This window comes from Desulfurispora sp. (assembly GCF_052744395.1).
Genome location: NZ_JBRAJI010000005.1, coordinates 1 through 14312, shown reverse-complemented (window position 1 = coordinate 14312; position 14312 = coordinate 1). Strand labels below are relative to the sequence as shown.

At 56.1% G+C, this 14312-nt stretch carries 11 protein-coding genes; all 11 read right to left on the bottom strand.

The window, feature by feature from the left end; all coding sequences use genetic code 11:
- Positions 1-6: 6 nt before the first annotated feature.
- Entirely contained in the window at positions 7-1224 is a 1218-nt protein-coding gene (locus tag ACUVTU_RS02170; protein ID WP_445888325.1) for a (Fe-S)-binding protein, read from the bottom strand.
- Positions 1225-1374: 150 nt separating this feature from the next.
- Entirely contained in the window at positions 1375-2217 is an 843-nt protein-coding gene (locus ACUVTU_RS02165; protein WP_445888324.1) for an FAD/NAD(P)-binding protein, read from the bottom strand.
- Positions 2217-3236, bottom strand: a complete 1020-nt coding sequence (locus tag ACUVTU_RS02160; RefSeq protein WP_445888323.1) for a 4Fe-4S dicluster domain-containing protein — start codon at positions 3234-3236, stop codon at positions 2217-2219. The genes ACUVTU_RS02165 and ACUVTU_RS02160 overlap by 1 nt, the downstream gene beginning before the upstream one ends.
- Before the next feature lie 10 nt (positions 3237-3246).
- Positions 3247-4200, bottom strand: a complete 954-nt coding sequence (locus ACUVTU_RS02155) for a Coenzyme F420 hydrogenase/dehydrogenase, beta subunit C-terminal domain (protein ID WP_445888322.1) — start codon at positions 4198-4200, stop codon at positions 3247-3249.
- Positions 4188-4628: a hydrogenase iron-sulfur subunit gene (locus tag ACUVTU_RS02150; protein WP_445888321.1), complete on the bottom strand. Its 441-nt coding sequence runs from the start codon at positions 4626-4628 to the stop codon at positions 4188-4190. Before ACUVTU_RS02150 ends, ACUVTU_RS02155 begins: the two co-directional genes overlap by 13 nt.
- Positions 4629-4649: 21 nt before the next feature.
- A complete protein-coding gene (locus ACUVTU_RS02145; protein ID WP_445888320.1) occupies positions 4650-7646 on the bottom strand; it encodes an FAD-dependent oxidoreductase in 2997 nt (998 codons plus the stop codon).
- A 526-nt stretch (positions 7647-8172) separates the two neighbouring features.
- Positions 8173-8967, bottom strand: a complete 795-nt coding sequence (locus ACUVTU_RS02140) for a methyltetrahydrofolate cobalamin methyltransferase (RefSeq protein WP_445888319.1) — start codon at positions 8965-8967, stop codon at positions 8173-8175.
- A 104-nt stretch (positions 8968-9071) separates the two neighbouring features.
- A complete protein-coding gene (locus ACUVTU_RS02135) occupies positions 9072-10013 on the bottom strand; it encodes an acetyl-CoA decarbonylase/synthase complex subunit delta (RefSeq protein ID WP_445888318.1) in 942 nt (313 codons plus the stop codon).
- Between the two features lie 33 nt (positions 10014-10046).
- Positions 10047-10805: an ATP-binding protein gene (locus ACUVTU_RS02130; RefSeq protein ID WP_445888317.1), complete on the bottom strand. Its 759-nt coding sequence runs from the start codon at positions 10803-10805 to the stop codon at positions 10047-10049.
- A gap of 80 nt (positions 10806-10885) precedes the next feature.
- Complete coding sequence (gene acsC, locus ACUVTU_RS02125) at positions 10886-12223, bottom strand: acetyl-CoA decarbonylase/synthase complex subunit gamma (RefSeq protein ID WP_445888316.1); 1338 nt, start codon at positions 12221-12223, stop codon at positions 10886-10888.
- Positions 12224-12395: 172 nt separating this feature from the next.
- On the bottom strand, positions 12396-14312 hold a 1917-nt coding region (acsB, locus tag ACUVTU_RS02120), incomplete at its 5' end, for an acetyl-CoA decarbonylase/synthase complex subunit alpha/beta (protein ID WP_445888315.1).

The following is a 14312-nucleotide window of genomic DNA, read 5'->3' as shown; positions in this document are numbered from 1 at the left end:
CCCGATTTATTTGTTTTTCTTTTCCAGAATCAGTGCCCGTTCCATCAGCGAGCACATGTGCACGTTCTTGGACTTGGCTTTTTCCGGATACCACTTGTTCAGGTCATTGAACTGGTCGATGCAGTTGTGGCAGGGCACAATCACAATTTCCGCACCGGTGGCCACTACCTGATCCACTTTGCGCTTACCTTTGGCTTTGCGATATTCGTTAAATTCCGGCATGGCCATGCCCCCACCACCGGCACCACAGCAGTAGTTCATCTTGCCGTTGGGGTTCATATCCACAAAGTTTTTGATGAAGCTGCGGATTAACTCGCGCGGCTCTTCCCACACGCCTTCTTTGCGGGCCGTGTTGCAGGGATCGTGGTAAGTGACCACTTCAGTGATAGCATCGGGATCCAGTTTAAGGCGTCCCTCTTTCACCAGATCGTTGAGCAGTTGCAGGATGTGCCGGATCTTGAACTCCTTGCCCTTCCAGTAGGTGCGGTAGCCCCAGCGCATGGAGCGGAAGGCGTGACCACACTCGGTGACAATCAGTTCCTCGCAGCCCAGGCGCACAACTTCCTCCCACAGCGGCATGGAAATGGCCAGAAAATCGTCGGTCTTGCCCGTAAACAGGGCAATATTGGTGGCGTCCCAGCGCACTGTGCTGATGGTGTAATCCAGATCAGCCGCATAGAAGAGCTTCAATGTCGCCTGCAGTTCCTGCGGATAATACTTGATATCCCGGGCGTTGAAGCCGTAAAAATACTTGGCCCCCTGCTTGTTGAGCGGAATGCGGTAGTCGGGATCATCCAGCTCGGCCTGCAGTTCCTCTTCAATCCAGGCCAGGGTTTCTTCATAATCTTCCTGCGATACATTCATCTGGTTGCCGGACTGTTTGTGCTCTTCGGCAATGGTCTGCAGGTAACCCTTGGGCTCCATTTGCCCGCGCATGGAACGAACAATGGAGGGAATGTTCACACCCATGGGGCACTCAATGGTGCAGCGCTCGCACATGGTGCAGTACCAGATATAGGGATCGTTCCAGGCTTCTTCCTTGAGACCCAGAGCAATCTTGCGCAGGAATTTGCGCGGATCCTGGTCCTCATGAATGTCGGAGTAGGGGCAGCCGGCCGTACACATTCCACAGGCCAGGCACTGGGTAAAATCATAATTTTTTACCAGGTCGGCAATTTCATCCCGGAACCTGGGATCCATTTTAGAAGCTTGAATAACTTCCATAATAAAATCGCTCCTTCCCCGGTCAGGGTATCCTCAGGAAATAACAACACACATCAATAAATGACATAAATTACACAACATTCAGCCAACCAGAGTAACATTGCCGCCCGCCGGGTTTAACCCGGCAGGCGGTAAAAATATGCCAGTTAATCAATATTCGTTGGGCAACTGGTTCAGTTCGGCCTTGGTAAACACCGGGCCGTCCTTGCAGACATACTTGTTGCCCACGTTGCAGCGACCGCACATACCAATGCCGCACTTCATACGGTTTTCCAGCGACATGATGATCTGTTCGGGCTTAAAGCCGCATTCCTCCAGAACAGGCAGTGTGAACTTGATCATCACGGGCGGGCCGCAAACAATAGCTACGGCATTTTCCGAACTGGGCGACACCTCTTTGGTCACGGCCGGAATGAAGCCGGTCCGCCCGTTCCAGCCCTCTACCGGGCGGTCGATGGTGCACACCAGGTCGATGTCGGAGCGTTTTTCCCATTCGGCCAGCTCGTCCTTGTACAGGAGCAGGCCCGGGTTACGGGCACCGTAAATCACCATCAGGTTGCCATAATCGCCCCGGTGCCGGGGATCCAGAATGTAGGTAGCCAGAGCGCGCAGCGTAGTGAAGGCGAAGCCACCGCCGATAATCACGATATTTTTGCCCTTCATTTCCTCCACCGGGTAGTAATTGCCCAGCGGACCGCGCACGCCAACAATGGTCCCCTCTTCCATCAAGTGCAGGGCTGTGGAAACCACCCCCACCTTGGCCACGGAAAACTTCAGAAAACCGGGCTCGGTAGGCGAGGAAGCGATGCCGAAGGGAGCCTCCCCTTTGCCAAACACACATACCTCGGCAAACTGGCCGGGCATGTAGGGGAAGGATTTCTCATCTTCTTCGCTCAAAAATTGCAAAGTAAAGGTGTGAATAAGCTTATCCGACGTTTCGGTGAAGTTTTTCACCAATTTCATGGGTAGCGGCAGATAAGGATTTCTCTGCATTACTTATCCAACCTCGCTTCCGACCCCAGGATATCCGCCAGCACTTCCCGGATGTCCAGATTGACGGGGCAGTTTTTAATACATCTGCCGCAGCCAACGCAAGCCGTGGCATGGAAGTTGTCCACAAAATACTTGAACTTGTGCATGACCCGCTGGCGCCAGCGCTCCTTGCCCGAGGGACGCGGGTTGTGGCCCGAACCGTGCAGGGTAAAGAGCGGGAACATACAGGCATCCCAGTTACGTACCCGGCAACCGTTGCAGTCCACAGCATCATCAACGATATCAAAGCAGTGGCAGGTAGGGCAAACATAGGTACAGGCCGCGCAACCCAGGCATTTTTCATGGATGCGGTCCCATACCGGGGCGTCAAAACCGGCGTCCAGTTTGGCCTTGAGCCCTTCGGTATTGACCTGGCAACTCACTACAGCAGCGGCCTTGACATCCTCGGCCGCCTTCTGGTCATCAGCAGAGGCCTCGGGCAGGCCAAGTCCTGCCAGCAACTCCTTGCCCTTATCGGTCAGGGCCTGAGCAACATAACCTTCACCAATGTCCACCAGCATCACGTCCATGCCCTCGCTGGCAAAAGGCCCGCTCTGCATGGAGGTGCAGAAACAGGTGGGGGCAGGCTGATTGCAACCCAGGCCAACCAGCACGGTATTATTGCGCCGGGTCATATAGTACGGATCGGTGTATTTATCATTATTGAAGACAAAGTCCAGCAGGGTAATACTTCTGGCGTCACAGGGACGAATACCAAAAATAACCTTTTTGCTATCATCAATATGCTCTTCTACCCGGGCCCCTTCGGCAGTCACACTGTAGCTGTACAGCTTTTCGGACTGAGGGAAAAGGACACCCTTGGGCGGAATCTTGCTATTGCTGTAATCCAGATAAGCCTGGCCACCGCTGGCTATTTGCTTAAAAACGGCGTAACTGCCCTGCTTGACCGGGGCATAAACCTGATAACTGGCCAGCAGTTTATCCAGTACAGCACTCAGTTCGCTCTTTTTGATGAACATCCTTTTCACCTCACTCCTTCACCAAAAATGGCTGGGGATCGTCAAAGGCAAACTCGGAGAGGGCCGGTTTGGCTTCCAGATTGACCCCGGCTTCATAACCGAACAGCTCTTTGACATCCATCACCAGTTTTCTGGTCATTGTGCGCAGGTTGAGCCCCATCGGGCAGGCCCGGTCACAGGCCCCGCAGTCGGCGCAGCGGCCGGCCAGGTGGAACACCCGCACCGCCTGGAACATCAGATTATCGGCCGGGTCGACCGACTTCCTGATCCAGGCCGGCGTAGAGCAGTCCACAAAACATTCACTGCAGTAGCACATCGGACAGGCATTGCGGCAGGCATAGCAGCGAATGCACTTGCTGAACTCCTCAGTCAATCTGGCCTTGCGCTCGGCGGGAGAAAGAGCCTCAAAGGCTTTAACATCTTCAAAGTTATCCGCCTGCCGGGGCTGAACCGGCTCGCCCAGCAGCACGTCATAGATCACCGGAGTAGCGTACTGGCAGGTTTTGCAGGTGTCGTGCAACACATCGGTCAGAGCCACCTGTTTCTCGCCCGCCGCTGTTTTCAGGACCACATTTTCGCCCTGCACCTGTCCGGCCAGCAAATCCTGACCATCCAGCAGAGCATCGATTTTTACCCGGTCCACCATACCCTGACAGGGCACGCCGATGATATACAGGTTATCTCGTTTGATCTGGTTTTCCTGCAGCAGCACCACAATGGCGCGCGTATCACAGCCCTTGGCCACCACGGCCACCTTTTCATTCCGCTGGCGCAGGTAGTTGGCCAGGTTGTTCTCACATCCGGCATCAAAAGTCAGTTTTGCTGCATCTTCCGGCTTGCGGACAAAGCATGGTGTGCTGCGCAGCGGCAGGCTACCGGCAGCAAAACCGATCACCAGGTCCACCGTCTTTTCTTCCAGCAGCTTCCTGGCTGTCTCCTGGATGGCAGCTGCTAGCTCTTGCATCCACAACACCCCGTTTCTGTCGCCGCCAGGCCCTGATTGGGGCCCAGTTCTTTAACTTTTTCGGTTACAGCCTTGACCACTTCGGCAAAGCGTCCGCCTTCCGCAGCGGACACCCACGAGAAGTTTACCCGTCCTTCTTCCACACCCATGTACTCCATGAGGTTTTTCAGCAGGGCAAACTTGCGGCGGGCTACCAGATTGCCACTAACATAGTGGCAGTCGCCGGGGTGTCACCCGGAGGTCAGCACGCCATCGGCACCGTTCTTGATGGCAGACATTATGAACAACGGGTTGATCCGTCCCGAGCAGGGTACCCGGACTACCCGGATGTTGGGCGGATATTGAATCCGGCTGACACCGGCCAGGTCAGCACCGGCATAGCTGCACCAGTTGCACAGAAAAGCGATGATTTTTGGTTCCCAGGCCATACACTTCTCCCTCCCCTGTCACTACAGTGCATTGATCACAGCCATAATTTGTTCGTTGGTGCATCCTTTTACGTTGAGCGCCCCGCAACGGCAGGAGGAGGCACAGACACCGCAGCCCTTGCACAGCGCTTCATTCACCACGGCCACCCTTTCCTGTAAGTCGATAGTAATAGCTTTGGCCGGGCAGACCGATTCACAGGTACCGCAGGCGGTACACTTCTTCTTGTTGACAAAAGCGCTCTTTCCTTCTACCTCGATGGATTCCTTGGCCAGCACGGTGCAGGCCCGGGCCACGGCTGCTTTGGCCTGGGAAATGTTTTCCTCCAGGTTTTTGGGACCATGAGCCAGGCCGCACATAAACACGCCGTCGGTACCGAAATCCACCGGTCTCAGCTTCATGTGTGCTTCCAGGAAGAAACCATCAGAGTTAAGCGGCACCTTGAAGAACTTGGACAACTTTTTATTATCGTTGGCCACTACGGCAGCGGCCAGACCCACCACATCGGCTTCAATCACCACGGGCAGACCCAGTACATGGTCGGTTACCGTAACATTGACCCGGTCACCGGCCGCTTCCACCACCGGTTTATTGTCCACCGCATAACGGATGAACACAACGCCCTTGCGGCGGGCTTCCGTGTACATTTCTTCGTAGAAGCCGTAGGTTCTGATATCGCGATACAGGATAAATACGTTGGCGTTGGGATTGGCTTCCTTGATCTTCAACGCCTGTTTGATGGACTTGGTGCAGCAGATCCGGCTGCAATACGGCCGCTCGGCATCGCGGGAACCCACGCACTGGATGAAAACAAAGTTCTGCTTGCCGGCCAGCTGGCCTTCCGCCAGATCGGCCTCCAGTTCCAGCAGGGTCTTGACTGCCGGGTGTCGTCCGTACAGATATTCATTGGGTTTGTATTCCGCACCGCCGGTGGCAATAATAGCCACTCCGTGCTGGATCTCTTCCCCATTGGACAGGGTGGTGACAAAGTTGCCCACAAAGCCGTGCACATCAGCAATTTCCACGCCGGTGTAGACCTTAATCATGGGATGACCGGTCACCTGATTAATTAGATCGGCCAGATAGGCCTGGATGTCTTCGCCCTTCATGCCCAGGCGAATCCTTCTGGCAATGCCACCCAGTTCGCTCTCTTTTTCCACCAGATAGACTTTGTAGCCCTGCCGGGCCATGTTCAGAGCAGCATTGAGCCCCGAAACTCCGCCGCCAATGACCAGCGCATCATGGTTCATACCCAGGCTGACACTCTGCACGGGCTCCAGGAGAGAAGCTTTGTAGACAGCCATTTTTACCAGATCCTTGGCCTTCTCGGTAGCCTTCTCGGGCTCGGACTGGTGTACCCAGGAACACTGGTCACGAATGTTGGCCATTTCAAACAGGTGCGGGTTGAGACCGGCCTCCCGCATGGTCTCCTGGAACAGCGGCTCGTGTGTGCGCGGGCTGCAGGAAGCCACTACAATGCGGTTCAAGTTATAGGTCTCAATGGCCTCTTTGATCTGCCCGGCTGTATCCTGCGAGCAAGCATACAGTTTTTCCGTGGCATAGACAACCCCGGGCAGTTTTTGGGCATATTCCACTACTTCGGGTACTTTGACCACACTGCCGATGTTAATGCCGCAATGGCACACAAAAACACCGATGCGTACCACTTCACCCTGTACGTCGCGTTCCGCCGGGTACTCTTTCTTCTGCACCAGTGTACCCCGGGCTTCGGACAGTATCACCGCCGAATCGGCTGCCGCCGCACTGGCCTGCATCACGGTTTCCGGGATGTCCCGCGGACCGCTGAAGGCACCTGCCACATACACGCCCGGTTTGTTGGTGCCCACGCCGGTCAAAGACGGAGGCTCGGCAAAATTAAACTTGTTCAGGCTGATGCCCAAACGCCCGGCCAGTTCCACCATATCCCGGGAAGGTTCCAGTCCGATGGAGAGAACCACCAGATCAAACTCTTCCCGGTGCAGGTTGCCGTTTTCGTCAGCATAGCGGATAATCAGGTTGCCGCTGCCATCGGTGGCCTCGGTAACCTCATAAATCCGGGAACGGACAAAACGCACCCCGTGCTCGTTTTTGGCCCGGTCGTAGTATTTTTCAAAATCCTTGCCATAGGTGCGCATGTCCATATAGAAGATGGCGGTGTCCAGTTCATAGGGGGTATGCTCTTTGGCAATAACCGCTTCCTTGATGGCATACATGCAGCACACCGAGGAGCAGTAGCCGTGATCCAGGCGGCAGTTGCGCGAGCCGACACACTGGATCCAGGCGATTTTCTTGGGTTCTTTGTGATCGGATGGACGCACCAGGTGACCGCCAAAAGGTCCGGATGCGCTCAGTACCCGTTCGAACTCCAGACTGGTCAGCACGTTGGGATATTTTCCATATCCATAGTAGGAGAGGTTGCCGGCCTCAAAGGCATCAAATCCAGGGGCCAGAATTACCGAACCCACTTCTACCTCTACTACTTCATCTTCCATCTCATGATCAATAGCCCCGGACTGACAGGCGTCCACGCAGGCCATACACTCAATACATTCATCCTTGTCAATGGCATAGGCATTGGGGTAAGCCTGAGCGTACAGTTTGTAAATGGCTTTGCGCTCGCTGAGGCCCTGGTTGAATAAGTCCTTGACATCAATGGGGCATTCCTCGGCGCAGCTGCCGCAACCGGTACATTTCTCCGGATCCACATAGCGGGCCCGTTTCTTGATGGTTACCTTGAACCGCCCGGGCTCGCCCTGAATGTCCTGCACTTCCGAATTGGTCATACTCTCAATGTTGAGGTGACGGCCACACTCAACCAGCTTGGGTGAGAGGATGCACATGGAACAGTCGTTGGTGGGGAAGGTCTTGTCCAGCATGGGCATAGTTCCACCAATGGCCGGTTTCTTCTCCACCAGGTAAACATAGTAGCCCGATTCCGCCAGGTCCAAAGAGGCCTGGATACCGGCAATACCGGAACCCACCACCAGCACGGCTCCGACCTTATCGGTCTTGGTCGTCATCTTTGCATCACATCCGTCCTCCTAGTTTAAACATTCACAATCAACACAACCAGCAGACGCCTCGTAAAAACGGCCCCCTGGTAAAAAAGTGAAACCAATCTCCCTCTCTTTCCCCAAACATCACTGACTAACTGATGTCATAGAGTCTGGGTTTTAGACCATCTCCGCCTTAACAATGCAGTACTTCCAATTGCTGCGCTCCAGACCAGCCATGCGGCTGGCACAATCGCTTATGCCAGGTCGGCGCCCGCACCGGCCGCCTGTCCGCAGCCCGTTCATTTTTTGCCGCACACCGGAGCGGTCTTTTTCGGGCCAATGGCCGGGGGCTCAGGCCATTGCACACCTTGTCCCTAGTATAATATTTCTCTCTGCACACTGTCAATTCCTTTACATTTTTGCGTAAAAGCAAGCAAATGGAGCAAAATTTTTAATCAGGACTTGCTACGGGATCGGGGCAGTAGAAAGCGGCAGTCACCAACTGCCGCTTACATTATATAGCTCTATGCCCCCTGTTTTGGAAGGCAATTTATCTCTGCCGGAATGTTTTCAGGAAGGAATCGCAGTAAATTTCCTTGTTCAGGAAGAGGTTGGCCGCTGCTACCGCATTGACCAGTTCGGGATCATCCACGTCGGCAATGGCCGAATCCAGCCCGCAGGCCATGGCCATGATCAGGAAAGTGCGGTTGAGCAGATGGCGGTTGGTGCAGCGCTGGGAGGAGTTGGACAGTCCCAGCGTTGTCCGCACACCCGGTGCCAGTGCCTTGATCTGGCGGATGGCTTCCAGCACTTCCAAACCGTGCTCCTGGGCCACGTTGACCGGCAGCATCAGCGGGTCGATGTAGAGATCTTCCATGGGCAGGCCGTGCGCGTCGGCATTGACCACAATTTCCATGGCCAGAGCTGCCCGGTCGGCCGCGCTCTTGGGCACGCCCTTCTCATTCATGGCCAGACCGATCAAGGCCGCATTATATTTGACCGCCATGGGAATGTAGATATCCATCTTCCACTGGTCGGCGTGGGTGGAGTTGATCATGACTTTGCCGTGCTTGTTGGCGGCGCAACCCGCTTCAATAGCCTCCGGATTGGTGGAGTCAATGCAGCAGGGCAGCGGCACCGTCTCATTGCAGATGTTAACCAGCCACTCCATGACTTGGGGCTGATCCTTGGCCTCTACGGTGGGCCCGGTGTTGACATCCAGATAGTGGGCACCCGCTTCATACTGCCGTTTGGCCCAGTGCTTGACCGGTTCCGGGTCTTTATTCAAAATGGCTTCCCGAATATCCTTGAACATACCGTTAATCCGCTCGCCGATCAGGATCATTACCCTTAACCTCCTCAACATATTTATCAATTATAAAATTCACGGGCATGGCATACGGCTAAATGCCGCACACCATGTCCGCTATGCTCCCCGGCTGCTCCAAACTATTTTTGCATCATTTTATTGATATGCGCCAGCACCTGCTTGACCGACTCGGGGTGACGCAGTACCAGAATACTGCCGCCAGCCTGCACAAAAGTGGTGGCGGTCATGGTTTCCCAAAGAATGGCCCGGCGAGAAAGGTCGCCCCATTCGGGTGTTTCGTCAGCCGTGGTTTTGGCCTCCTTGCTCTTCCAGGCCTCCTGACCGACAAAGCAAATCACCGGCATGGCCAGCATTTTATCACCGGTAAGGGCCCCGATGCGCGCCCGTTCCATGATGGAGTAGGCATATTCAATACCATAACCCAATGCTCCCACCAGCGGGTCAATGGCAATGCGGTTGGCCGCCAGACCCATCTCGGTAATCAGGATGTTGAGCTGCTTGGCCAGGTTGATGTCCAGCGGGCTGGAAGCAATAATGCTGTGCCCGTTAACCATGCAGGCAGCCGTAATGGTCTTGTAGTTGTTGGGAGTGGCGCAACCCAGCAGGGCTACCTTGCCGGCCAGGGCTTCGCCCACCGCGGTCATGATCTCGGCATCCTTTTCTTCCACACCGCAGCCAATCACGATCAGCGGCACATTGACCGCATCGGCCACCGCCCGGGCTACTTTGGCGCAGTCGGCCGGCGAAGCGTTCTGGTTGTCCGGATGGGCGCTGACCAGACGCAGGCAAACCAGATCCGCCCCGTACTCCACGCATTTTTGGGCCCAGGCGGCCGGGTCGGAGAGTACGCCGGCAAAAGCCGCTGTGAGCACATCGGGCCAATCGGTGGGCTCCATATCCCACACTTCCAGCGCCATCACCGGGCGATTGGGCATATCGCCTTCAAAGAACAGGAAAGGCAGGGTGCTTTCACCGCCCACTTTGACCACGTTGGGTTCGGCACCCAGCACCATTTCATTCACTTTACTGGTCCATTTCTCTTTCGCAATAGCAACGGCCATGACTTCCGCTCCTTTCTGTTAATTACAGCAGGACTATATAATCCCCAGCTTGCGCATTATCCCATCAACGGCCTGCACCACAGGAGAATCATCAGGCAGAGAAACCAGCGGCCGGGAATGCAGATCATACTCCCGCACCTGGTCATCCAGGGGAATGGTACCGGCCAGCTCCAGCCCGGTTCGGGCTATTTCCTCCTGCAGCGCCTCCACAGTACCTTCCGTAACCTTGCTCACCACCAGGTACATGCGGCGAATATCCAGGCGCAACGACTCCACCAGTTCTTTGATTCTGCCTGCCGAACGAATACCCCGGGCACTGGCGTCGCTGCTGACCAGCAATATATCCACGTTCTGGGTGGTACGCCGGCTCAAGTGCTCCAGGCCTGCTTCATTATCCATGACCACGTAGGGATAATTGTTGCTCAATTCCTGCATAAAACCCCGCACCAGGTTGTTCGCGTAGCAGTAACACCCGGCACCCTCCGGACCGCCCATGACCAGCAGGTCCACGTCGTCGCCTTCGGCCAGCGAGTGGTGCACTTTATAGGCCACATACTGGTCTTTGGTCATGCCCGCCGGCAGTGGTTCCAGATTGTTGTTAATCCGGTTCAATAGTTCGGCAATGGTATCTTCCACAGGAATGCCCAGGGCCTCGTTTAGATTGGCGTTGGCATCAGCATCCACGGCCAGCACCGGCCCTTTACCCGCCCGGACAATCTGCCGGATCAAAAGGGACGCCAGGGTGGTTTTCCCTGTTCCTCCCTTTCCCGCAATAGCAATTGTAAAAGCCACTGCTTTCACTCCTCACTACAGATATTTTTACTTCCCTTGCAACCACGGGAAAGGCCTGTCCCGATACCGGTTACCGGAATCTAAGCATTCCAGCGCTGCTTCAAGAATGTAGGTATTCCCGCCGACTCACGCGGTCCCACCAGCACCTCCCAGCCGGACAGTTCCTGCAGTTTGCCGCTCAATACGGCCACGCCGCCGGGGATAATCAGCTTGCGGTGGGATACCTTGTCGGCCAGGCCCAGATTGTTGATGGTTTCGGTAATTTTCTCCGGTGTGAATTTGCCGGCGGCCCAGCCCGTCATTACAGAGATGCCGTCGGTATCCACCGGGATGATATAGCCCGGCACGCGCGAGGCCTCCACATCACCGGCCACACAGAAGTAAGTGAGAGAGAAGTTGGTAGTAATAAATACCGGCGATTCGGGGGTAACATTGCCGATTTCATAAATCTTGCTTTCCACTGCAATCGGTTTTTGCGGGTCGGTGTAGATGTTCAGGCGCAGGGTAATCAAGGGCAGCACATCGGCCGGATCGGCACTGTCAATGACTACCACGGCAGCATACTTGGCAATATACACACCGGCGTCCACAACCGCCTGCACCGGATCTTCATTCTGGGCGAAAGCGATGGTGGGATACCCGAAGGCCCGGAAACGCTTCAGGGCCTGGCGGCGCATCTGGGTCTGGTCGAACAGCACTTTGGCCACATCACGGGCCCCGGAATCCAGAATGAGCTGTTTGTGGCCCAGAGCTACCACTTTCTCCACCAGGTCGGCCAGTTCGTCCAGGTTAGCCCCTTTGACCACCATGGGCACATCGAATTTCTTGGCCAGATTGGTCATGGCCTCGTAGTTGGCGGCTGTAGCACCGCAAACCAGCGGTTTTTGATCTCCCACCAGTTCCAGAGCCTTTTCCACCGCGACCGGATTGTCACTCATCAGCACCAGCGGAAATTGAGTATTTTCCGCTACCAGCTTAACGGCGGCGGCAAACTTGTCCGCATCGCCCGAGCAGTTACCCACGGCCACCAGATTGACCTTGTGCACCTGACCGACGCGATCAAAGACCAGCTTGTTGATCTGAGCCACTTTGGCGGTCAGTTCGTCTGCACTCATGGTATCGCAAACCGATATAGCAATGGCCGTGGGATGTTCGAAACGCTTGTCATGGCGGAAGAGTACCGTTTCATTGCCCAGTTCCACTGCGTTTTCACCCGCACCGATTTTCACCAGCGCAATGGGCGGAGCGGAAGCGGAATCCAGCGCCTCCTTGGCGGCAGCGCTGACATGCGGGCATTTGTCCAGGCTTTCCTTGCCGCTGGCCAGAGCCATGGCAAAAGCCAGGCAGGTGGGGTGCCCGCAGTCCTTGCAGTTGGTCTTCGGCAATTGCTTAAAAATCTCCAATCCTGTTAAACCCATCCTTCTTACTCCTTTCTCTCCTGTTAGTCTTTACAGCTGAAAATTTACTGTATTTCTAAGCATTTCTAAACAATAGACTTTTTCACCAAACCCTGTTTCAGGCAGGCGGCCGATTGAGCCGCCTGCCTGAAACAATCCAGATCCAGTATAGTATATCACGCAGCCGTGCCCATTACAGCAGCGGCGGCAGAGTGAGCGCCGGGTGCCCCTTCTCTTCCAGGAAGGGCAGGATCTCGTCGCCGCTCACGCCCACGGTTTCGTCGGCAATCTTGTCCACAAAGTCGCGGCCCAGGCCGGCTTCTTCCGCAGCTTCTTCCAGCTGCGGGCGCAGTTCCTCTTTCAGCGCTTTGGGCATCCAGATCAGGCGGGCCAGACCGCCGTCGGCCGGCACGAATTTGCGCGAGCTGAGGTAGGACTTGCCACAGCCCATGAAGCCGGGCATCTGGGCACCGGCGCCGATGGTGCCGGCCAGGGTGGAGAAGCTCATGCCCGAAGGCGTCATGCCACTGTGCTCGCGGTTGACCACCATGAAGCCGTTGCACTCGGGCACCATGGCCAGGATGCATTCGAAGCAGCCGCAGGAGGTCATGGGGTATTCCATAATGGTGTAGAAGTTGACGTTGCTGATGGTGCGCTGCGAGTTGTTGAAGACGAATTCGTTGAAGGACTCCCACTGCCCCTTGACTTCGTCAATGACACCCTGTTTGGGGATGGGCTGGTTGGAGCCGTGCGGGTTGATTTCATAGGCCGCTTTGGCGTCCAGCCAGCTCACGGCACCGCACAGTCCCACGCGCTCGGGGGCGATGACACAGACGTGGGTGGGGGCGAAGGACTGGCACAGGGTGCAGGAGTAGAAGGTGTCCACGGTTTCGTCCCGCAGCTGCTTTAAGCGGTCGTCCCGCTTTTTGTAGTACTGGCGGGCCAGTTCGCGCATTTCCAGCACTTTGGCTTCATCGGTGTAGATGGTGACCTGGACCCGGTCCAGGATGGAGGCAAATTCGCTCTTGAATTTGGCGTAGAGGATGCGCCCGATGTGCTCCAGTCTAAAGCCCTTGGCAAAGGCGTCTTTGGAGATGCGCACCCACATGATGTCCCGCTGGGCCACGTGCCACAGTCCTTCGCCGTAGTTGGTGAAGTAGTGGATGCGCCGCTCCAGCACGGGTTCGAAGTCTTCCTGCATCTTGCGGCCGTAGACGTCCACCACGATGCCCAGGGGCATGCGGCCGCCCGGCTCCACGGTGTCGATGTCGGGACCGATGACCGTGATCTTGCCGTCTTCGATTTGGTCTTCGCCCACCATGCGCACCAGCTCGAAGCCCGGGGTCTTGGTACCGCCGAATTCGACGTACATGTCTTTTTTGCGGATGGACTCGCCTTCAAAGGCGGGACCGATGGTGATGGGCACGTCGATTTCAATGGCGGTGATTTTGATGCCCCGCACTTCCAGACAGGTCTGGACGAGCTTGTCGTAGTCGGGCTGGGAGACAAACCAGTCTTTGATCTGTTTGTCTGCGGGCAGTTCCTGGTCGGTGATCACCGGGAAGCCCACGTTGATGGCGCCCAGGCAGGCGGCGTCTTTGACCATGTCGTGCTCGCCCAGGTAGAGGATGAAGGCCAGGACGCGGCGGTGCTGGTAGTCACGCTGGGCGTGGTAGTCGCCGGGGGCGACGCCGCCGAACATCATGCCGGCCCGCAGGGCGAAGTTGGCCGCGTGCACGACCTGGGTGAAGTTGCCCAGGGGGAAGGCGATGTAGTCGATGCCCAGCTTGACGTTTTCTTCCATGAGCTGCTCGATGATCTCGTCGCACAGGAAGAGCATCAGGCCCTTGGCCATGAAGCTGTCCACAATTTTCTTGGCCGCTTTGCTGTCCCTGGCCCGGCCCACGATGACGGCTTCGCCGGGGATGGTCCAGTCCACCAGCTTGGTGCCGTACATGCGCACCACCGGGTCGCCCAAAAAGCCGGTCCAGGGGGTGGGGAAGAGCGGCTGGTCCGGCCTGTATTTGAGGTAGCGCACGGCCTCGATGATCTCAGCGGCATACCAGGTGGCTTCGCCGGCCTTGCGGGCGTTGGCGAAATCGCGGTAGTC

Bases quoted from the DNA above. Each gene is read 5' to 3' on its own strand.
- ACUVTU_RS02170 (WP_445888325.1), bottom strand. From the start codon at position 1,224: ATGGAAGTTATTCAAGCTTCTAAAATGGATCCCAGGTTCCGGGATGAA.
- ACUVTU_RS02165 (WP_445888324.1), bottom strand. From the start codon at position 2,217: ATGCAGAGAAATCCTTATCTGCCGCTACCCATGAAATTGGTGAAAAAC.
- ACUVTU_RS02160 (WP_445888323.1), bottom strand. From the start codon at position 3,236: ATGTTCATCAAAAAGAGCGAACTGAGTGCTGTACTGGATAAACTGCTG.
- ACUVTU_RS02155 (WP_445888322.1), bottom strand. From the start codon at position 4,200: ATGCAAGAGCTAGCAGCTGCCATCCAGGAGACAGCCAGGAAGCTGCTG.
- ACUVTU_RS02145 (WP_445888320.1), bottom strand. From the start codon at position 7,646: ATGACGACCAAGACCGATAAGGTCGGAGCCGTGCTGGTGGTGGGTTCC.
- ACUVTU_RS02140 (WP_445888319.1), bottom strand. From the start codon at position 8,967: ATGATCCTGATCGGCGAGCGGATTAACGGTATGTTCAAGGATATTCGG.
- ACUVTU_RS02135 (WP_445888318.1), bottom strand. From the start codon at position 10,013: ATGGCCGTTGCTATTGCGAAAGAGAAATGGACCAGTAAAGTGAATGAA.
- acsC (WP_445888316.1), bottom strand. From the start codon at position 12,223: ATGGGTTTAACAGGATTGGAGATTTTTAAGCAATTGCCGAAGACCAAC.